The sequence below is a fragment of the Anaerospora sp. genome (assembly GCF_032013335.1).
GTDB lineage: Bacteria > Bacillota > Negativicutes > Sporomusales > DSM-15969 > Anaerospora.
Genome location: NZ_DALZUO010000010.1, coordinates 19,477 through 39,235 on the forward strand (window position 1 = coordinate 19,477; position 19,759 = coordinate 39,235).

Sequence of the window (19,759 nt, forward strand, 5' to 3'; positions counted from 1 at the left end):
GAAGCTGTTGCTGCTTATTGCGGCAGCTTTCGAATCTGCAGCACCGAAAGGGGCTTTACATGAATCAGACAGTTAACCGGCATATTTCAATTATAGGAGTTCCGCTCGATCTGGGAGCAGACCGCCGGGGAGTGGATATGGGGCCAAGTGCAATACGTTATGCAGGACTTAGGGAACGGCTCCAGCGCATTGGCTATGAGATTGATGACAAGGGCGATATTTTGCCACATAGGCCAGACAGTTGGCAAGTGGGGGAAACAGCGTTAAAATATCTTGATGAAATTGAACGAGTAAATAGCGAGCTTTGCAAAATAGTTAGCGAAGAATTACAAAATAGCAGGTTTCCTCTGGTTTTAGGAGGTGACCATAGTATTGCAATTGGTACCATTTCCGGTGTATTGCAGCACAAAAAGAAGCTGGGCGTTATTTGGTTTGATGCGCATGGTGACAGTAATACAGTGGAGACTTCGCCTACAGGCAATATTCATGGGATGCCGGCGGCGGTAAGCTTGGGGATTGGACATGAAAGATTGACGGCAGTTGGCGGTAAGGATGTTAAGCTATGTCCGGAGAATTTCGTCATGATCGGTATTCGGGATCTGGATCAGGGTGAAAAACTGCTGCTTAAAGAACTGGGAATTGCTGTGTACACTATGCATGAAATTGATATGCTGGGTATGGCGAAAGTTATGGAGGAAGCCTTAGCGATTGTAACAAAGGGAACTGACGGGGTACATGTCAGCTTTGATATGGATGTTATGGACCCGCTGCATGCTCCGGGAGTGGGGACGCCGGTAGTCGGTGGCTTAACTTACCGGGAGAGTCATTTGGCTATGGAGCTTCTATCGGAAGCTAATATTGTCACTAGCGCCGAATTTGTTGAAGTGAATACTGTGCTTGATCATCAGAATGCAACTGCGAAGGTCGCAGTTGCATTAATGGGATCATTACTGGGTGAACGGTTGAAGTAGAATACAAAGGGGGAAGAGGGATGAGAGGAGTACATGCGCTACTTAAGGGGGCAGCAGCAGGGCTGGTATGCGTATTTTTGACAATGACGGCGGTTTCGGCTGAAACCAGGTTACTGGACAAAGATACTAAGCTGCATCCGCAAGGCTGTAGTGTTGGCGAGTTTATTGAATTTAAAAGCAATACCTCGGTCACCTTGAATGAATGGGGAGAGGTTGTAACAGGGACATTGGATAAAGACGCATTCCTTACACCGCGCGGCTGGAACAGGATCATCAATGACTACTACTTTGTCACTGCTTTCAGCGATATGAGGCCCTGGTTTTACCGGTATAACCTGCCGGTGATTGACAAAAAGTATGATATTGCCATACCGGTTTACGGACATGTGTTATACAAAGGCGGAACGATTGTCACCTTTGACGGACAAGGAAATGTACTCAGCGGAACGCTCAAAGAGAAGGCGACAATTCGCCTGATTGAGGGCAGCTACGGTTTCATTACGGCAAAAGGAGGTACAGTCCTTACCTTTTATCCCTCAGGTGCCGTTTTATCAGCAGTATTAGAGGAAGATACACATTTACGGCCAATGGGCTGGAAGCATCATTTTACTGGAAGTGATACAGCCGGATTTATTAAGTTTAGTAAAGGGAAAACAGTTACCTTTGCTGAGTCAGGTGAAGTATTGTCAGGAACAGTAAAGGAGCAGACCGTATTACCTGTTGAAAGCGGAGCAAGTACTGCTTTTGCCGGAGGATCGGCAGTGTATTTTGATTCAGCAGGCAATGCCTCAGCAGAGCAGCCTAAAACAGAATAAATTAATTGGGGACTTGTCGCACTAACGCTTGCACCAGCCCCACTTTTGCCTCTTTAGTTTTAGTAAGAGGCAAAGATACGGTTATGTACTTTTGTCTTGATACAAAAGTACCAAAAAATCAAGACCTGTACAGAAATAGCCTTGAAAACAGACCTTCCTTGCTAAAATTCCGAAACTCGCTGCGCTCAAACAGTCGAAATTTCTTCACGCAAGAAAGGTCTGTTTCCACCCTGCGGGGCGGCAATTTCAGTAACGGTCGGGGGACCAAAACAAGGAACGGAGAGGATACGGAATTTACGCTCCTCGTAACATCTCGTTCTTTTGGCCCTTCTGGAAATAGCCGGTCCGAAGGATGGAAAATTGCCGGCTTACGTTAAGAAATTCGTACTGTTTGAGCGGTAGCGAGTTTACGAATTTTAGTAAGCTGGTAATTTTCCAAGGCTATTGGAAGATTAGGCCTAGACTTTTTGGTCCTTTTGTGGCGATGACAAAAGGACGGAATCGGACTTTCCCTTCCTGCTACGAGCGGTCTGTCTCAATTAGGTTTTTAAATCTATTTGAGTCAGACCTTTCTTTTTTTGTATTAGCGTATTCAGTATACATATGTGCAGGAAATGGAAAAAGTATTGATTAATTCCGACAAATACCCATATAATGAGAGAGAATGTGAAGGAGCGATGGATATGAGTCATTTTAAAAAGTTAAGTGTTGAGGAATTACAACAACAACAGGCCATTTTAGCGGGACAGTATGAGAAATTTCAGGCCCAAAAGCTCAAGCTGGATATGTCCAGAGGCAAGCCCTGCAGCGAGCAATTGGACCTTTCAAATGATTTATTCAATTGTCTTAGCCAAACTGATTACAAAACGGCTAATGGTACTGATTGCCGCAATTATGGCGGATTGGATGGAATCGCTGAAGCGAAAGAGTTATTTGCCTCGTTTTTGGAAGCGAAACCTCAGGAAATCATTATTGGCGGAAGTTCCAGTTTAACGATGATGCATGATTTGCTATGCCGTGCTATGCTTCATGGTCTGCCAGAGAGCGAAGCTCCCTGGAGCAAGCTGCCAACAGTCAAATTCCTCTGCCCGAGCCCAGGCTATGACCGGCATTTTGCTGTCACTGAACATCTGGGGATGGAACTGATTACTATTAATTACTTGGATGATGGCCCTGATATGGATCAAGTTGAGAAGCTAGTGGCTGCAGATCCTGCGATTAAGGGAATTTGGTGTGTTCCTAAATACAGTAATCCTACCGGGCTTACTTATTCGGATAAAGTTGTGCAGAGACTGGCTGCTATGCCTACTGCTGCAGCGGATTTCCGGATCATTTGGGATAATGCCTATGTTGTGCATCATTTAACTGATACGCCTGATCAATTGCTCGATATTCGCAAAGCTTGCGAAGCAGCCGGGCATGCTGACAGAGTATTTGTGTTTGCTTCCACGTCAAAGTTGAATTTCCCCAGTGCCGGTATTGCTATGGTAGCCAGCAGCGATCGCAATATCAACTGGCTTAAAAAGCATATTAACATTCAAACAATTGGACCAGATAAAATTAATCAGCTTCGCCATGTGCGTTTTCTAAAGGATCAGACAGGAATAGAAGAACACATGCGCAAGCATGCGGCTATTATTAAGCCTAAATTCGATTTGGTCCGGAGCATGTTAGAAACTGCGCTGGGAAGTCTAGGGATTGCTTCCTGGAGCAATCCGCAAGGTGGTTATTTTATCAGTCTTGATACTTTGCCGGGATGTGCGCAAAAGATTGTAGAAAAAGCAGCTGCAGCTGGTGTGCTATTGACTCCGGCAGGAGCTACCTTCCCTTATGGCAAAGATCCTGAAGATAAAAATATTCGTCTATCGCCTACTTTCCCTCCGTTATCAGAGTTAAAGCAAGCGATGGAACTGCTTGTGCTTTGCGTTCAGTTAGTTAGTGTAGAGCAGGAACTTGCAAGCAGAGCTTAGTCAGCAAAATAAAGACGCTATTCATGAAGATTATCATGGATAGTGTCTTTTGTATTTATGGCTTAGGTATAGAAGTCTTGCGGCATAAACCATAATAAAGAGGGAATGATTACTAAGGGGAAATAGGTATAATGAAATTAGGGGTAAAAGGATTTCTGCTAACGCTGCTTTCTTCTCTGGCAGCATTCTCGTTATTAGTATATATTTCAACAACCAGTGAAAAAGTACAGGCATTGCCATTGGAAGCAGCGCAAGGAAAAAGTGTTTATCAAAAAAAGGCGTGTGTTGAATGTCATACCTTGTTTGGTAATGGCGGGTATTGGGGAGGAGACCTGACAAAGGCTTATGCAAATTTCGGCAGTGAGGGGTTAAAAACTTATTTAACGCAGCCTCCTCTACTGAGGGGCGCCAAGAAAAAACGCCATGAACAATTGACAGCAGAGGAAGCCGATCAGATTATTGCTTATTTACATTTTGTTAATTCGATTGATACTATGAATTGGCCGCCCAATCCTGTGGGTAGCAACCAAAGATAAATGCTTTAATTTTGGTCAGGAAATGGGGTAGCAGTTTGTTGCGATCACAGCATTTAAGTTATAAATATGCTTTGCTGGCCTATGTGCTATTTGGCTTACAAGGATTAGTGGCTACTGGCGGAGCATTGGAGCTTATTTTCCCCGATATCCCTTCGCCCATTTCCTATGCAAGCGGCAGAGCCTTTCATCTGAATATTAGTATTTATTGGCCGCTAATCGGTATAATTGGTGCTGTTTATTTTTTCTTTAGTCAGGAAGCGGAACGGGAGCTGGCTAGTCTTAAGCTGGTTACCATTAATTTTTGGCTGCTGGCCGGTACAACTGCTTTAGTTTTGGGGTCATTGCTATTAGGATTTACCACAGGAAGGGAGTATCTTGAAGCAATGCTGCCGCTGAAAGTGGCAACGGCAGCTTCTACCTTGATGCTATGTTACAATTTAATATGCACTTATCGGGCGCCTGGGGTGCCAAGAAACCGTGCTACGCTTATCAGTATGGTGGCAGGGAGTGTCACATTAATTGTTTTTTATTTGCCTAATCTTGTTTCCTATGCGCATCCAACAACAGATGAAATGGCCAAATTCCTGGTCGTTCATGTCTGGGAAGAAATGTCGCTGGAGCTTATTGGAACAGGCGTGCTGGCTGCATTGCTGCTAAAGGTGGCTAAAGCAGAACGGAAAGCTGTGGAGATGGCAATTTATCTGGATATTACCTTGGTAGCCTTAGCTGGCATATTAGCTACGGGTCATCATTATTATTGGATTGGCGTACCGGCATTTTGGCTTTGGATTGGTGGCATTTTTAGTGCCATGCAGGCTTTGCCGGCTATTATATTAGTATATTCTACGATTAAAACGGCTCAATTTACTACCTATTCCAGCTTGTCTGCCCGCGATAAGATTACGATAACTCTTATTGGCTGCAGTACGTTTTACCACATCTTTGGTGCTAGTATTTTAGGCTTTTTTATGGCTTATCCACCAATAAACCGGTTTATCCACGGTACGTATATCACCTCCGCCCACTCTCATTTCGCGCTGTTTGGGGTGTTCGGTTTTTTAATTCTGGCAGTATGCTTTTACATTTTGTTTACAGAAGTTGTATTGGGTCAAAAAATGTACCGGTTTTGCCAGATGGCAATCCTTGCTTTAAATGCGGGTTTGCTTACAATGGGAATAGGTCTATTGTTGGCTGGCGGGCTGCAATGCTATTTTTGGCGGGTAATCGGGCTGAGCATAAGTGAAACCAATGAGTTAATAAGACCCTATCTTTTTATCAGGGCATTTGGGGGTGGCATTTATGCCACAGGCAGTATGCTCTTGACCTTTGTTGTCTTAAAAAGTATATGGCCCAAAATAAGAGAAATATTCCGAACTTCAGGGAAAATAGGCAGCATCAAATATGATGATATACGTCATCTGCAGCAATTGCTGCAAGAACTGATCAAAAAAGAAAAAGAAGCAGAAAGGCTGCTCATCAAAATAAGGAAGCTGTCGCAGATGGCAGAAACCCAAAATAAACTGAAACAATAATTACCTAAAACACGCGTGAATGGCGTGTTTTTTTATTTTGCACTGTATGCATATGATCGACAAAAATAAACAATTCAATAAATATTTTGTAGAAGTTTGGCATAATATGTATTTTTGTGGTAAAATTTTAACGGAAATGATTAGTTGCTATTTTTCGCGCTTAGCACGAAAGGAGGACAGAAATACTGCTGAACTTATTAGTTGAGGAAAAAAGCTAATGAGTAGAATTGATATTGAGGAGTTGTGGTAATGAAATTTAAAAATATTCAAACTCGTTTACTCCTTGCTTTGCTGCCTCTTATTTTTATTGTATTGGGAATTTTGTCAGGAGTCAGCTATTATATAGCTGAACGTGCTCTGGGAAAGAGCGTGAATGAAACTGCAATGGCAGTCGGATCTGATTATAGCAATCGTATCAAGAGTGAAATGCAAGATGTAATGGTCCGGTTAGATGATTTGGCCAGGGTAACGGCAATACGGACGGTTGGCGATCGGGCTCAGGCCGTGGCAGCTATGGCTGAAACTCAGCAAATCGTCGGATTTGAAACAGTCTTGTTTATTGCGCCCGATGGTTCTGCCGTTCGCGGCGATGGTACTACCGGACAATATGGTGACCGCGAGTACTTCAAAAAAGTAATGGATACGAAAAAATCTTATGTTTCTGAAATGTTGATTTCTAAAGCTACCGGAAAAATCTCGGTTGTTTTGGCTACTCCTGTTATGAATAACGGACAGCTTATGGGAGTTATTGGCGGTACTTATTCACTTGAGAAAATGACAGAGCTGATTAAGGATATGAAGTTCTTAGATAGCGGCTACGGTAATATTGTAGATAATAATGGTGTGCTGCTAGCTCACCCTAAGCGCCCTGACACGATTGGCAAGCTCAATATTTCTCAAAAGAAGGTTAATCCGGAACTTAAGCTGCAGCAGGCGGAGCTTGATGATAAATTGATTAATTTATTCGCAGCAGCTGTTCAATCAGGAAAGCAGACTTTCGGGACCTATACTTTTGTTGATGGTGTGACCCGGGTTGCAGTCTATACACCGATAGATCTGCCTGGAGGACAGCGCTGGTTTATGTCGGTGGCGGCACCGGAAGCGGAAGCGACGCAGGCAACTGATTCTCTCTCCCGCACGATGCTGATTCTGTCAATTATCTGTTTGCTGATTGTTGCCGGGCTTACAATTGTAATAGCCAGACAGCTGGTCAAACCAATCCTGATCATACGCGATGAGTGCATGCTTTTGGCTGATGGAGACTTACGGGACCGGAAGGCCAACGTTACGACAGAAGATGAAATTGGCCAATTGGCAAAAGGCTTCCGGGATATGAGAGCTAATTTACATAGTCTTGTTACAACGGTACACTCCCAAGCGGAGCAGTTGGCTGCTTCCAGTCAGCAGCTGACTGCCGGTGCGGATCAGTCAGCACAAGCGGCCAACCAGGTAGCATCCTCGATTACGGATGTGGCAACAAGTGCTCAGGAACAATTGATAGTGGCCGGTGAGTCGGCGGCGGTAGTGCAGCAGATGTCTGCCAGTATCCAGCAGGTTGCTGCCAATGCTAATGAGGTAGCCTATCAATCGTCACAGGCGGCAATGAAAGCAGCTGAAGGCAATAAGTCAGTCGGCCAGGCAGTGACGCAGATGGCCAACATTGAGCAGACAGTCACTGCTTCTGCTCAGGTCGTTGCTAAATTAGGCGAACGATCCAAAGAAATCGGTCAGATTGTTGATGCCATATCCGGCATAGCGGGGCAAACAAACCTGCTGGCGCTAAATGCCGCTATTGAAGCGGCTCGTGCCGGTGAGCAGGGACGTGGTTTTGCTGTTGTAGCAGAAGAGGTACGTAAACTTGCAGAGCAATCACAAGATGCAGCGAAGAAAATTGCGACATTAATTGGCGAAATTCAAGGGGATACCGATAAAGCGGTAGTAGCTATGAATGAAGGTACCCATGAAGTCAAACGGGGAGCAGAAGTAGTCAATGCATCAGGACAAGCTTTCCAGGAAATTGTGGAGTTAGTTACACAAGTATCTGATCAAGTTAAGGAAATTTCTGCCGCTATTGAACAAATGGCTACAGGCAGCCAACAAATAGTAGGATCAGTAAACCGCATTGATACGTTAAGCAAACAAACTGCTGAAGAATCGGAAGTTGTTTCGGCGGCTACTGAGGAACAATCAGCAACTATGGAAGAAATTGCTTCTTCCAGCCGTAGTCTCGCTCATTTGGCAACAGATTTGCGTGAAGCGGTTGGTAAGTTCCGCGTATAAACTTTATTCGCCGATAAGCGAAGAATGAATATGTAAAGAAAAATTACAGAATGGCAACATTGTTTCCGCATTTGGAAATAATGTTGCCATTCTTATTTGACGGAGTACTACGCAATATCCATTTCACTGGGGCAGGTATGGCTGGCATAAAAATTGCTTATGGTAATAGCAAATAGGTTAAGAGCTGGGAGGTATAATTATGAACAATCAATACAATTCAGGCTATGATACGGTGATTATTCATGCCGGTCAGTCACCTGATCCTGCTACGGGGGCACTTGCAACTCCCATTCATCAAACATCGACCTTTGTGTTTGCTAGTGCCGAACAGGGAGCGGCGCGGTTTGCATTAGAAGAAGAGGGATATATATATACCCGTCTGGGCAATCCTACACAGCAGGCTTTGGAAGTAAAGATGGCCGCCCTGGAAAATGCAGAGGCTGCTTTGGCTGTTGCTTCGGGTATGACAGCAATTGCAGCCTCGTTATGGACTCTTTGCAAAAAAGGGGACCACATCGTCGCTGCTGAGACCTTATATGGCTGTACACATGCCTTGTTAGCACACAGCATGCCTAAATTTGGGATTGATGTCACTTTTGTAGATGCTACTAATTTAGAAGATATCAGCAGTGCCATGCAGCCTAATACAAAAGTAATTTATCTTGAAACACCCGCAAATCCTACACTGGCTATTATTGATATTGCCGCAGTGTCCAGACTGGCGCATCGACACAATTGTAAGCTTATGGTGGACAATACGTTTATGTCTCCTTATTGTCAACGGCCGCTTGCACTAGGGGCAGATATTGTCGTTCATAGTGCGACGAAATATCTGAATGGTCATGGTGATGTTATTGCCGGAATCGTTCTGGGCAAGCAGGAATTTATTAATGAAGTACGTTTTATTGGCGTAAAAGATATTACCGGCGGCTGCATCAGTCCTTTTAATGCCTGGTTAACTTTACGCGGCTTAAAGACGCTTGGCGTCCGTATGGAGCGGCATTGTCAAAATGCCCTGCTAGTTGCTAGGTTTCTTGCAGAACATCCCCATGTGGAAAACGTAAATTATCCCGGACTGCCCGGACACCCCCAGCATGAATTGGCCAAAACACAAATGTCTAATTATGGTGCGATGATTAGTTTCGAGATAAAGGGAGGAATTGAAGCAGGACGCAAAGCAATGAATAGTGTACAACTCTGCCTGCTGGCAGTCAGTCTTGGCGATACAGAAACGCTAATACAACACCCGGCCTCGATGACTCATTCACCAATACCTTATGCAGAACGAATAAAAGCGGGTATTACGGATGGGCTTATCCGGCTATCGGTAGGTCTGGAAGATCCGAAGGACATTATCCTTGATCTTGATCAAGCAATAAGAAAAGGAGCAGAGTAAGCGTTTTCGTTAATGATCTTTAAGGAGATGTTCCAGGCCATAACGGCGCATTTTAGTTAAAACTGCTGTATGGGAAAGTCCAATTTCGCGAGCAGCTCCTCTGGCACTTCCATGCTTTTTTAGAGCCTTCTCCAAATGAAATCTTTCTGTATGGTCAATAACCTGCTTCAGATTCGTTTGCGATGCATTAGCATGAAGCGGACTATTGTCAGTTTCATGACTGATTAAAAGGTCTTCAACATGAATCTCTTTGTTTGAAGTTAGATGAATGGCCCGAAGGACTGCATGCTGCAATTCCCGCACATTACCAGGCCAGCTATAATGTAAGAGGGAATCTACAGCGGCCGGGGAAAAATCCAAATGCCTGTTTAACTCCGTGCAGTATTTAACATGAAAATGCCTGAGCAGCAGGGGAATATCCTCAGGGCGCTGTCTAAGTGGAGGAATTTGCAGGGGAATGACATTCATGCGGTAATAGAGGTCCTGACGAAATTGCTTTGCTAGCACCATCTGTTCCAAGTTCCGGTTAGTTGCAGCAACAATTCGTACGTCAACACCTATGTCATGATGTGAGCCTAGCCGGCGAAAGACTCCTTCCTGGAGGACTCGGAGTAATTTCCCTTGCAAAAGCAGCGGCAGCTCGCCAATTTCATCTAAGAATAACGTGCCGGTATGAGCTGCTTCAAATAATCCGGGTTTGCCGCCTTTTCTTGCTCCGCTGAAGGCACCGTCTTCATAGCCAAATAATTCACTTTCCAGTAAGGCTTCCGGCAGAGCTGCGCAATTGATTGGAACAAAGGGATGGAGCCGCCGGGGGCTGGCGCAATGGATAGCCTGAGCAAACATCTCTTTGCCTGTGCCACTTTCACCGCCAATGAGAATACTGTAACTGCTTGCGGCAACTCGGTGGGCAATTTTGATCAGCTCTTCCATGGAAGAACTGATGTAGATAATATCTTTGAATTCGAATTTGGTATTCTTCATCATGGAGTTAACAAGCTGTTTTGCTGATTTCATACTCTTTAGAGTAGCTACCGCCCCGACAAATTGTTCATTCTCATCTTGAATAGGACGGCCTGAGCATAGGTAATGGAGAGTGCCGCGGGGTGTTTGAATCAACATCTGCTGATGATCAAAAGACTTACCAGACAGGAGTTCGTCAAAAAGTGTATTTTCGCCAATAAAGGAAGTTATATTTTTCCCTATGATAGTATTCTTATCAACTCGTAAGAGTTGTGCTGCAGCAGAGTTGATATAGCGAATAGCACCTTCCGTGCTTAACCCGATTATGCCATCGTTCGCAAACTCCAATACCGTTTGCAGCTCTTTTTCGCGTTGTTCCTGCGGCTGTAAAGCAATGCTGCTAATGCTTTTAATATCTTTATGCTTCAGTAGTTCTTTTCTTAAGAGCTCTTCCAGATTATTTTTAGTGTGAAGAGGGTCATCCTCTAAGAAAAATTTAATAAAAATTTGTCCGGTTGAGACTTCCATCGATATAATACTGACCGCTTCATGTGAAAAAATCTGACTAACTTCCTTAATCATGCCAATGCGGTCAGCTGTTTTCAACAGCCAGCGAGTTACAGTCATTAGAAGCACCCCTAACATGGTAATCACGTTGTGTCGTATAACTTTAGCCTATTCGTGAGCTGGCAGAGGAATCCTGCCGAAATAAGAAAAGGCACCTTACATCTCACTGTAAGGTGCCTTTTCCGCTGCATTATACAACGCAGCCAATTTTATGATTGAGGATGTTGACGAAATTCTTTTGGAGAAATTGATCATGATAAAAATTCTTACACATCTCGAATAACTGTACTGCTGTCAAACCGATATCCTCTTCCATAACTTCGGGAAATTCACTTTTATCCAGCAAACAATGTGCAATTTCATACGTGTTCTCAAACACGTCGATGTGCAAGACAGAAGTATCTCGATCCCAAAAGGCGTTAAAGCGCTGACAAAAGTCTTTTAGTTTTTCCAGGCAGGTTACACTGTCCAAATCCCAATACGTACTCAGCTCCAGAACTGCCGATTCCATGGCTGGCGTATGAATGGAACCTGACTCTTGGAGATACTCAATGAATTCCTGACTGGAGCATACCGGAAAAGCTAAAGCTTCTTCAGAAGCATTTAACGTGTAAAAGAAGGCCAGTGGAAGCTGTACATATTGAATAAAACCCAATACCGATTTTGCATCAGGATAACAGGCCCAGTTATTATCAAGTGTATTTCGCTGGTAATCAATAATAGCGGTATTGATGAAAAGTGTTTCACGGGCTGTTGTGATAGGGGCAAAGCTGCTTTTCCACAGATCTTTTTTATTTGCTAAAAGATCCTCCCAGTAGTGATACTGATTGTATTTGCACATGCAATTCTACCTCTTCATGCTAACCTATTTGGAATACAATTCAATTGCCAGAATTTCGTTTACTTCGACAGGGATTTCATCCCGGTTTGGCAAGCGAAGCAATTTGCCGCTGAATTGGTCGAAATCTTTTTCAATATAGGGGAGATCAAAAGACTTTAATTCCAGAAAATTAGAGGCAAACATAGTGTTTTCTCTGGAAGAATTCCTTAATGTAAGAATTGAACCGGGTTTTATAGCGCAAGAAGGAATATCAACTTTCCTGCCATTTACCAGTATATGTCCGTGACGAACGATTTGTCTGGCCTGACGTATGGAATTAGCAAATCCGATACGGTAGACAAGGTTGTCCAGCCGGCATTCGAGTGCTTTTAACAAAGCGACGCCGGTAATTTCTTTGCTCTTTTTGGCATTTACAAGGTAGCGGACAAATTGTTTCTCCAGAATACCGTAATAGGCTTTAATTTTTTGTTTTTCCAGCAGCTGAAGGCCATATTCGGATAACTTCCGGCCCGAGCGGCTATTATCTTTAGTTGCCCGTTCCATTGCTTTAGGATGACCAAAAATATTTACACCCAGCCGCCGGCATAATTTAAAGCGTGGATCTCTTCGCGTAGCCATATTGATGATTCCTTCCTTTTGTAAAATGTAATGGTGATCAAAGTCACTTCTATATCCTAACATAAATGAGAATGATATTCAATATCATTGAAAGAGATAAAGAAATAAATTGACTTTTTCTGAGGGTAAGACTAGTGTAAAACTATCCGAAGTCGTATTGAGCACGTCTATAAGGGCGAGCGGTAAGGAGGGGCGAATGGAGTGAGCAGTGTTGAATTACTTTTTGGAACTTTAGCAGGTGGCGTCTTATCGTTTTTTTCTCCCTGCATATTTCCTTTGCTTCCCGTGTATTTGGGGTATTTATCAGGCGAAGATGAATTACTCTCCATGCAGGATGTGGATAGAACTGCAAATAAACAGGCACAGCGTAAGCTGCAAATAAATGTACTGGTATTCGTTGCTGGAATTAGTACCGTATTTATTATACTTGGTGTTATTGCTGGTACGATGGGTGCGTGGCTGATTGAGTCTGCGCCTGTACTTGTAAAAGCTGCAGGAGCGGCAGTAATAATTCTCGGTTTATTCCAGTTAAATTTGATTAACTTACCGATTCTTCAACAGGGCAGAAGATTTGCATTTGACAGGGCTCAAGGCGGATATGCCAGGTCCTATGTGCTGGGACTGGCTTTTAGTTTTGGTTGGACACCTTGTGTCGGTCCGGTGCTCAGCTCTATTTTACTGCTGTCGACAACTCAGGGGGGGGCGCTGAACGCTGCTTTGCTGCTCCTGGTGTATGCAATAGGCTTTGGCTTGCCTTTTCTGATGATCTCGTTTTTTTTAGGCGTTTTTTTTCAACAATATAAGAAGGTGTATCCTTACCTAGAAGGCATCCGAATGGTTGGAGGCATCTTGCTGATTGTCATGGGCATTTTGCTATTCACAGATCAATTAAATATTCTTCAAGGGTTGTAAAGGCAGTTTAGTGGTAAGCGAACAAAGTGTTAATACAAAGGATTTTTTTATCATACCAGAGAAGGATATATACCAGATTCCGTAAGGCAGGTGGCTGAAATGAAAATAGGTGCACGCATTATTAAGACAGGAATTGCTGTTACAATAACGATGTTTATCTGCAAAATTCTAAATTTGGAACCAGCCTTCTTTGGTGCTGTTTCGGCTGTTATTAATATGCAGCCATCTATCTTTTTAACAGTGAAGACGGCGCGGGACCAGATTTTAGTGCATATTCTGGGTGTCAGCGCAGGCTTGCTGTTTGGTTATTTGCTTGGCGGTAATCCCTTAGTTATGGGGATTGTTACTATTCTAATGATTTCCGTGTATTTAAAATTGAATTTGCAAAGCGGGATTTCGATGGGGATTGTTGCAGCCGTTTTTGTTCTTGGTTCTAGTCAGGAGCAGTTCTTGCCTCATGCACTAAACCGGTCTGCTGTTATCTTTGCCGGATTAACTACTGCGATGCTAGTGAATATACTGCTGTGGCCACCTCGCTACAGTGAACAATTTAAGCTTAAGCTGCAGGAGAGCAGTGAAGAAGTTGCCCTTTATTTCTGCCAGGCTATTCAAGATTATGTTCAAATTGAAAATGCCAGGCCAGTCTTGGAGCAAAAATACAGGGAGAAAGTACATAAATTAAATCAGGAAGTGCGTCATTTGTCGGTGCTGCTGAAGCGAGAAGGAGAAGTTCTATCCTTTGCCTCATTGAAGCAGCGGGAATGGTTTGTCAGAGCGGAAAAGCTGCTTGACTATAATGAAACATTAACGGAAAAAGCCGATAGAATATATGAACTTGTTCCACAGCGGTTTGAGCGCAGGCTGGCGGCAGGCGCACTGCCGGTCAGCGATGAATTTAAGGTGATTCTTGAAATTCTGCAAAGTGGCTGTATATCAGTCAACCGGCTGACAGGCAAGCTGCAGAGGGCGATTATTGAGGAACAGCAAATCGAAGCGGAAGAAATTAGTGAAGACTATTGGGAAAAGCTTACTAAAGCAATTGAAGAATGGCAGCCGAAATTGACAGGGAGTTACTATATTCATCCATTAATTGAAGCTGCAGTGATGGCCAGCGAGATTAAGTGGGCATCCCGGCAGGCTAAAAAGCTGCTGCAGGAAGTGAATGCAAAATAAAAAGGAAAAAGGGGACTGTCCCCTTTTTCCTTTTTTATACTTGGTTATTCTGATGATCAGTAAACTGCCAGTATGTTTCAACATCATTGATGAGATTATTAATATGCTCGATCATAGCAGTACGGGCACGGGCTCCGTCGCCGCTTTCAATGCCCTCGATGATTCGCTGATGATCTACATTAGCAGCACTATGGACCTGAAACCGGATATGTTCTAATATGGGCGATAACTGAGTATCTTGCCGGATGAGCGCAATAGCAGCAGCAAGCACGCGATTTTGTGCCATTTTTACAATAATAGTATGGAACTCAACGTCTTCGGCGGACGCACCTTCGCTGAATTCGCGGATAGAGCGCTGGCGGGCTAATACCGACTTTAAGGCTTCAATTTCACCCGGCTTAGCTTGAAGTGCAGCAAGGTAAGCCAACTCGCCTTCAATTGCCCGGCGGGCAATCAGCACCTCCAGCAACTGTTCCCGGGTATGTCCCTGAACGGCAGCCATTAATTCCTGGCCTTGTTTTAATCTGTGGGCTCTGCCAACGAGTTCATTAAGCCGTTCGCTGCCCAGATCAGAGAGCTTTCGACCCTGGAAGCCTGCTTTTTCAGTAAAACCTGCAATATCCAGGTCGCGCAAGATTCTGCCGACTGTGGCTTCACTGCACGCATGACCCATGGACTGAAGCTTGATGGCAATTGAGCCGCAGCCCATTGGCCGGCCGCTGGCTTCACCAATTATTAAAAGTATGTCATACTCTAAATTTTCCTTACTGCTAAGCAACTGTCTTCCCCCTAAGAACTAATTCGCTTCAACATAATTCTAGATAGGAAGCAGCAATTCCTTTACAGCAAGAATAAAGCTACGATGGTTGTTGCTGTAAAGCCAAGGACAACAGGAATAAAATTTTTGCGGGCTAAATCGATGGGATTTACTCCTGTTATTGCGGCAACGGGGATGAGACCCCAGGGAATGATTGTTCCACCTCCGGTCCAAACACCGGCAATTTGACCAAGAGCAGCCAATGTAGCCTTATCAATTGTAATGGCTTTGTCAAACGTAGCAGCCACAGCGCCTACAAGCGGCAAAGGGGAGAAGCCTGAGCCGTCAAGACCAACTACTATGCCTGTAAATAGTGTAACAACAGCAACAAACGCTTTGTTCAAAGGGATCGTTTGTGATAAGGCTATGCCAAAATCCTCAAGAAAGCCGGTAGCCGCTTTGGCTTCCAAAATTGTTTTGGCAAGCTCTCCTTTACCGAGGAAGAAGAAGCCGCCGATGATGATAACAGGTGCAAATATCTTGATGCCAAACATGAACCCACCGCGAATATAATCAGTAACCTTTTCAAGACCCTGCCAGCGATACTTCAAGACGGTACCCAAGGTCAAAATGAGTACTGCTGTTGCACCTAATAGCGCAGTTGCATCACCACCTCGCAATTGTAACTGCCACATGGCTGCAACATCCAAGGCGAAGGCCAGCGGTGTGAGAATTGCTAAGAAATAGGACAGCCAGTTTACCTCCCGCTGCACTTGACTCGCAGTTAAGGCGAGTTGCTCTGCTACGATTCTTTGGGGGTCCTTCGCCATATCACGCTTCAAAATAATATAAGCTGTAACGGTAGTAACAAGGCCCATTGTAATCGACAAGGGAATACTGGCTGCAATGATTGGTGAAGGATCGGAAAAGCCTGCTGCCTTGGCGGTAATTGTCGGTGCCCCTTGAATTACGTAATCGGTAGATAAAGCAATTCCGTGACCAAATAAGTTCATTGCCATAGCAACTCCCATGGCAGGTAGTCCGGCGCGGACTGCTGCCGGGAACAAGATGGCACCAATGAGTGCTGTTGCCGGGGAAGGCCAAAAAAACCAGGAAGCGAGCATCATTGACAGACCGACTGTCCAGAAGGCAATGCCCGGGTTAACCATTATGCGGGCAGCGGGACTCATTATTAAATAGTCGGCACCGGTATCACTCAGCAATTTGGACAGGGCTACAATTAGGGAAATTACCACAATAATTCCCCAGAACTCATTACCGGCGACGATCAAGGCATTAAATATAGTCGAAACACCGCTGATGAAGCTATGTTTATACAGCCAGCCGACAGTGAGCAAGCCCAAAATACAGGGAATAATGGGATCTTTTCTTAGACCCATCACTACAATTACTACACCAACCCAGAAGAGAAACAACCAGTGGGCGGCAGTTAACTCTATTGTCATGAGGCATCCCCCTCTTTAACAGGCGGCGGGTTTTTTAATATACCGGTCATACCTGCAGTTTCTACACGGTCTTTAATAGCGGCGATATCGGTAGAATATAAGTTGTTATCCAGCATCCGTTTGAAATAGTTAGCGCCAGAGAAGGTGTATTTTTTGGTAAGTCCTTCTTTGGTCTGCATCATTTCTTTTACGTGAGAGATAGCATCTCCGCAGGCCAGGGCAGCGGGAAGCTCAAGTAAATCAGCACCAAGGGAAAAACGGCCTGCGTTATGTCCGGCAAGTGTGCCTGTGACAATGGCTTCCGTATGGCCTACCAGTAAACCAGCTTTTTCCCCTCCGCAGAATACATTAACCAGTCCTGTTACCTTTAATGCATTATTCCGGGGCAGCATACCAAAATAACGCATGGAATTGCCGATGCCGCCGGCATAAGGATCTTCAAACCGCGCATTGGTACAGCCGGGAATTTGCCGTAATATATCCAGCGGGTAATACGCACTCATGAGTTTCGCGTGGCCTGTATCCAGTAAAATAATGTTTTCGGCAAATTCTTTCAGAGCATATTGCTGGCAAGCTTTTTGAGAAAGGGTGTCCATGCTTTTTTGCAGTGAAGGGGGAATTGCAATGACACAGACACCGGTGAGTTCCAGTTCTTCCTGTATTTCCGTAGAGAGAGAGTCTTTATGCAATTTGCAGGAGCCGCTCATTGCACCTAAGGTACCATCAGGCTTTTCACCAATCACTTCTTTTATCCCGGCTTTTCCAGCAATGCTAAGACGTGGTCCGAAAGTTGGGCAGCGGTAGATACACATAACACAGCCATTACCATACTTCATACAATTGCCTTGAGGGCCTGCCGTGCCGGTAGTATCTACGAAAGCATCCCCACTGATTTCCAGTACTTGATTACTATGGAGCGTATCGGCAATTACTTTCGTGATTCGACCATTGTCAACAACGATATCTCTTACCCGGGATTTTAGGTGAAGCTTTACTCCTGCTGCAAGCAGCGCTTTCTTGACAGCGGGCTCAATTGTCGAAACATCATATAAGGTAACATGTTTGTGTCCCGGAAATTGAACATTTTTGTGACGGGCGTTGGCATCACATATTTCAAAAAGATCACCACCACCCATGGCAATCATTTCTTCTGTTGCCGTAAAGCGGCCGTTATTGCGCATAATGCCGCCGACCAAACCTGTTCCTAACAGCATATCTGCCCTTTCTAACAGAACAACCTCACAACCGGTTTTGCGTGCTGCCAGTGCAGCGGCTGTACCTGCCCATCCGCCACCAACGATTACTACTGTCTTTGCCATTGTACATTACCTCCTAATATGTTTTCGATAAAATTGCTGCTACTAATCCTTTCTAAGAAATAAGAGTAGATAGAAAGAGAGCTCTTCCTATCTACTCAGCAGTGAGTAAAGGTAGTTAGTTACTTGGAATGAGAGTGGCATTCATGCGATGAATGCACATCAATGATGAGGGGCGACGAAACACAATGAATTTTATCTATTAATTTGCGTAATTCGTGTGTTTTTTACAAAGTCCTGCACAAAAGTCAAAAAAAACAAGAGTAATAAAAATAATATTTTTTCATAGTAGACAAATGTAGTTTATTTATAATATACTAAAGTTAATAAACGTCGCTCATCATGTATGAGTAGATAAAATAGTGTATTTCCGATGTAGTGTAAAATTGATGGTTTATTTGCTCATCTGTGATGAGTTAAATAAAAAGAGGAGGTAACTCTATGCTGCCTGATATTGCAAATCGATTAGACAATATTCCCTTTGCTGGAATACGAAAGGTATTTCAGCGAGCGAATGAGTTAGAAGCACAAGGGAAGAAAGTAATTCATTTTGAAATTGGCCGCCCTGATTTTGATACACCTGGTCATATTAAAGCTGCAGTGAAGACCGCATTAGACAATGGCCACGTTCATTATGCGCCTAATGACGGCATACCAGCACTCAGGGAAGCACTTGCCATGAGGCTGAAGCTTGATAAAAAGCTGAACTACAATTCACAAAAAGAAATTATGGTAACAGCTGGGGGCCAAGAAGCGCTATACTTAACATTTTTGAGCTTGCTTAATGAGGGTGATGAAGTAATCATTCCTAATCCGTGTTTCGGACCGTTTGGCTTAGCGATACAGCTGGCTGGTGGTGTTGCAGTAAAAACACCACTGCTGCCTGGACAGAATTTCTTTTATGATCTAGAAGCTGCTAAGCTTCTACTTTCTCCCCGGACAAAAGCAATTATTGTTAATTCACCACATAATCCCACCGGAGGTGTGTTAACCGCAGCACAAATGAAGGAGGTTGTGAATTTTGCCTGTCGGCACGATTTAATGCTCATTTCTGATGAAGCATATGACAAAATGCTGTATGATGATAGCTTTGTGTCTCCGGCAACCTTTCCGGGGATGAAAGAGCGGACGGTGATATGCGGAACCTTGTCCAAAACATATGCAATGACTGGCTGGCGTATTGGCTACATTGCCGCTCCGGAGCATATTATTGGCGCAGCAGTACGGCTGCAGCAAAATATTATGTTGTCTTTATGTACTTTTGCCCAGCATGGGGCTGTAGCGGCTTTGACCGGACCACAGGAATGTGTTGAAGCTATGATGAGCGAATTTGCCCGTCGCCGGAAGCTCGTTCTGGAAATGATCGGACAGATTCCGGGACTTGCTTTAACCGGTAGTCCGGGAGGCGCTTTTTATGCTTTTCCGAAAATTACATTGCCTGGCATATCTTCAGGTCAAGTTACCGACTATTTGCTGAATCATGCAGGAGTAGCAGTAGTTGATGGCTCAGCTTTTGGAGATGGAGGTAACGATCATTTCCGCTTATCTTATGCAGTATCGTATGAAGATTGCCGCATTGGACTGGAGCGTATTGCTAAAGTTATGCAGATGTTTGCGCAAAGAAGCCTGTAAAAGGGGATTCGCAT

The 19,759-nt window shown here is 44.2% G+C and carries 16 protein-coding genes; 10 read left to right on the forward strand and 6 right to left on the reverse strand.

What is annotated here, in order from left to right; all coding sequences use genetic code 11:
• Positions 1-59 precede the first annotated feature (59 nt).
• The 7 genes from rocF (at position 60) to megL (ending at position 9,500) form a co-directional block, all read left to right on the forward strand.
• Positions 60-971, forward strand: a complete 912-nt coding sequence (gene rocF, locus RTR76_RS10005) for an arginase (RefSeq protein ID WP_312520037.1) — start codon at positions 60-62, stop codon at positions 969-971.
• Between the two features lie 20 nt (positions 972-991).
• Positions 992-1,786 (forward strand): hypothetical protein, encoded by a 795-nt coding sequence (locus RTR76_RS10010; protein WP_312520040.1) that lies wholly within the window; start codon positions 992-994, stop codon positions 1,784-1,786.
• Positions 1,787-2,469: 683 nt separating this feature from the next.
• A complete protein-coding gene (locus tag RTR76_RS10015; RefSeq protein ID WP_312520042.1) occupies positions 2,470-3,756 on the forward strand; it encodes an aminotransferase class I/II-fold pyridoxal phosphate-dependent enzyme in 1,287 nt (428 codons plus the stop codon).
• A gap of 131 nt (positions 3,757-3,887) precedes the next feature.
• Positions 3,888-4,292 (forward strand): c-type cytochrome, encoded by a 405-nt coding sequence (locus RTR76_RS10020; protein ID WP_312520044.1) that lies wholly within the window; start codon positions 3,888-3,890, stop codon positions 4,290-4,292.
• Positions 4,293-4,327: 35 nt separating this feature from the next.
• A complete protein-coding gene (locus tag RTR76_RS10025; protein WP_312520046.1) occupies positions 4,328-5,824 on the forward strand; it encodes a cbb3-type cytochrome c oxidase subunit I in 1,497 nt (498 codons plus the stop codon).
• A 249-nt stretch (positions 5,825-6,073) separates the two neighbouring features.
• Complete coding sequence (locus tag RTR76_RS10030) at positions 6,074-8,104, forward strand: methyl-accepting chemotaxis protein (RefSeq protein ID WP_312520050.1); 2,031 nt, start codon at positions 6,074-6,076, stop codon at positions 8,102-8,104.
• Between the two features lie 199 nt (positions 8,105-8,303).
• The gene (gene megL, locus RTR76_RS10035; protein ID WP_312520052.1) at positions 8,304-9,500 is read left to right on the forward strand and encodes a methionine gamma-lyase; all 1,197 of its coding nucleotides are present in this window, start codon (positions 8,304-8,306) and stop codon (positions 9,498-9,500) included.
• Positions 9,501-9,509: 9 nt separating this feature from the next.
• Here megL and RTR76_RS10040 read toward each other — a convergent pair whose 3' ends face one another.
• The 3 genes from RTR76_RS10040 to rpsD all read right to left on the reverse strand — a co-directional run bounded on the left by RTR76_RS10040 (position 9,510) and on the right by rpsD (position 12,489).
• Positions 9,510-11,090, reverse strand: coding sequence for a sigma 54-interacting transcriptional regulator (locus tag RTR76_RS10040; RefSeq protein ID WP_312520053.1), 1,581 nt, complete (start codon positions 11,088-11,090; stop codon positions 9,510-9,512).
• Positions 11,091-11,220: 130 nt separating this feature from the next.
• The gene (locus tag RTR76_RS10045; RefSeq protein ID WP_312520055.1) at positions 11,221-11,871 is read right to left on the reverse strand and encodes a hypothetical protein; all 651 of its coding nucleotides are present in this window, start codon (positions 11,869-11,871) and stop codon (positions 11,221-11,223) included.
• A 24-nt stretch (positions 11,872-11,895) separates the two neighbouring features.
• Positions 11,896-12,489: a 30S ribosomal protein S4 gene (gene rpsD / locus RTR76_RS10050; protein ID WP_312520057.1), complete on the reverse strand. Its 594-nt coding sequence runs from the start codon at positions 12,487-12,489 to the stop codon at positions 11,896-11,898.
• Positions 12,490-12,690: 201 nt separating this feature from the next.
• Between rpsD and RTR76_RS10055 the strand changes: the two genes are divergently transcribed.
• Together RTR76_RS10055 and RTR76_RS10060 are read left to right on the forward strand one after the other, a co-directional pair.
• Complete coding sequence (locus tag RTR76_RS10055) at positions 12,691-13,401, forward strand: cytochrome c biogenesis protein CcdA (RefSeq protein ID WP_312520059.1); 711 nt, start codon at positions 12,691-12,693, stop codon at positions 13,399-13,401.
• A gap of 99 nt (positions 13,402-13,500) precedes the next feature.
• Positions 13,501-14,574 (forward strand): aromatic acid exporter family protein, encoded by a 1,074-nt coding sequence (locus tag RTR76_RS10060; RefSeq protein ID WP_312520062.1) that lies wholly within the window; start codon positions 13,501-13,503, stop codon positions 14,572-14,574.
• 34 nt (positions 14,575-14,608) lie between these two features.
• Here the strand turns inward: RTR76_RS10060 and RTR76_RS10065 are convergent, their stop codons facing one another.
• The 3 genes from RTR76_RS10065 to RTR76_RS10075 all read right to left on the reverse strand — a co-directional run bounded on the left by RTR76_RS10065 (position 14,609) and on the right by RTR76_RS10075 (position 18,116).
• Positions 14,609-15,352: an FCD domain-containing protein gene (locus tag RTR76_RS10065; RefSeq protein WP_312520064.1), complete on the reverse strand. Its 744-nt coding sequence runs from the start codon at positions 15,350-15,352 to the stop codon at positions 14,609-14,611.
• A 62-nt stretch (positions 15,353-15,414) separates the two neighbouring features.
• Positions 15,415-16,797: a hypothetical protein gene (locus RTR76_RS10070; protein ID WP_312520067.1), complete on the reverse strand. Its 1,383-nt coding sequence runs from the start codon at positions 16,795-16,797 to the stop codon at positions 15,415-15,417.
• Positions 16,794-18,116: an FAD-dependent oxidoreductase gene (locus RTR76_RS10075; protein WP_312520069.1), complete on the reverse strand. Its 1,323-nt coding sequence runs from the start codon at positions 18,114-18,116 to the stop codon at positions 16,794-16,796. Before RTR76_RS10075 ends, RTR76_RS10070 begins: the two co-directional genes overlap by 4 nt.
• A 438-nt stretch (positions 18,117-18,554) precedes the next feature.
• Between RTR76_RS10075 and RTR76_RS10080 the strand changes: the two genes are divergently transcribed.
• The gene (locus RTR76_RS10080) at positions 18,555-19,745 is read left to right on the forward strand and encodes a pyridoxal phosphate-dependent aminotransferase (RefSeq protein ID WP_312520072.1); all 1,191 of its coding nucleotides are present in this window, start codon (positions 18,555-18,557) and stop codon (positions 19,743-19,745) included.
• Positions 19,746-19,759 lie beyond the last annotated feature (14 nt).

What these genes read in the sequence shown, in the direction of transcription:
- RTR76_RS10060 (WP_312520062.1), top strand. Translation starts at nt 13,501, where the DNA reads ATGAAAATAGGTGCACGCATTATTAAGACAGGAATTGCTGTTACAATA.
- RTR76_RS10080 (WP_312520072.1), top strand. Translation starts at nt 18,555, where the DNA reads ATGCTGCCTGATATTGCAAATCGATTAGACAATATTCCCTTTGCTGGA.
- RTR76_RS10020 (WP_312520044.1), top strand. Translation starts at nt 3,888, where the DNA reads ATGAAATTAGGGGTAAAAGGATTTCTGCTAACGCTGCTTTCTTCTCTG.
- rocF (WP_312520037.1), top strand. Translation starts at nt 60, where the DNA reads ATGAATCAGACAGTTAACCGGCATATTTCAATTATAGGAGTTCCGCTC.
- RTR76_RS10015 (WP_312520042.1), top strand. Translation starts at nt 2,470, where the DNA reads ATGAGTCATTTTAAAAAGTTAAGTGTTGAGGAATTACAACAACAACAG.
- RTR76_RS10040 (WP_312520053.1), bottom strand. Translation starts at nt 11,090, where the DNA reads ATGACTGTAACTCGCTGGCTGTTGAAAACAGCTGACCGCATTGGCATG.
- RTR76_RS10045 (WP_312520055.1), bottom strand. Translation starts at nt 11,871, where the DNA reads ATGTGCAAATACAATCAGTATCACTACTGGGAGGATCTTTTAGCAAAT.
- megL (WP_312520052.1), top strand. Translation starts at nt 8,304, where the DNA reads ATGAACAATCAATACAATTCAGGCTATGATACGGTGATTATTCATGCC.
- RTR76_RS10030 (WP_312520050.1), top strand. Translation starts at nt 6,074, where the DNA reads ATGAAATTTAAAAATATTCAAACTCGTTTACTCCTTGCTTTGCTGCCT.
- rpsD (WP_312520057.1), bottom strand. Translation starts at nt 12,489, where the DNA reads ATGGCTACGCGAAGAGATCCACGCTTTAAATTATGCCGGCGGCTGGGT.
- RTR76_RS10070 (WP_312520067.1), bottom strand. Translation starts at nt 16,797, where the DNA reads ATGACAATAGAGTTAACTGCCGCCCACTGGTTGTTTCTCTTCTGGGTT.
- RTR76_RS10075 (WP_312520069.1), bottom strand. Translation starts at nt 18,116, where the DNA reads ATGGCAAAGACAGTAGTAATCGTTGGTGGCGGATGGGCAGGTACAGCC.
- RTR76_RS10010 (WP_312520040.1), top strand. Translation starts at nt 992, where the DNA reads ATGAGAGGAGTACATGCGCTACTTAAGGGGGCAGCAGCAGGGCTGGTA.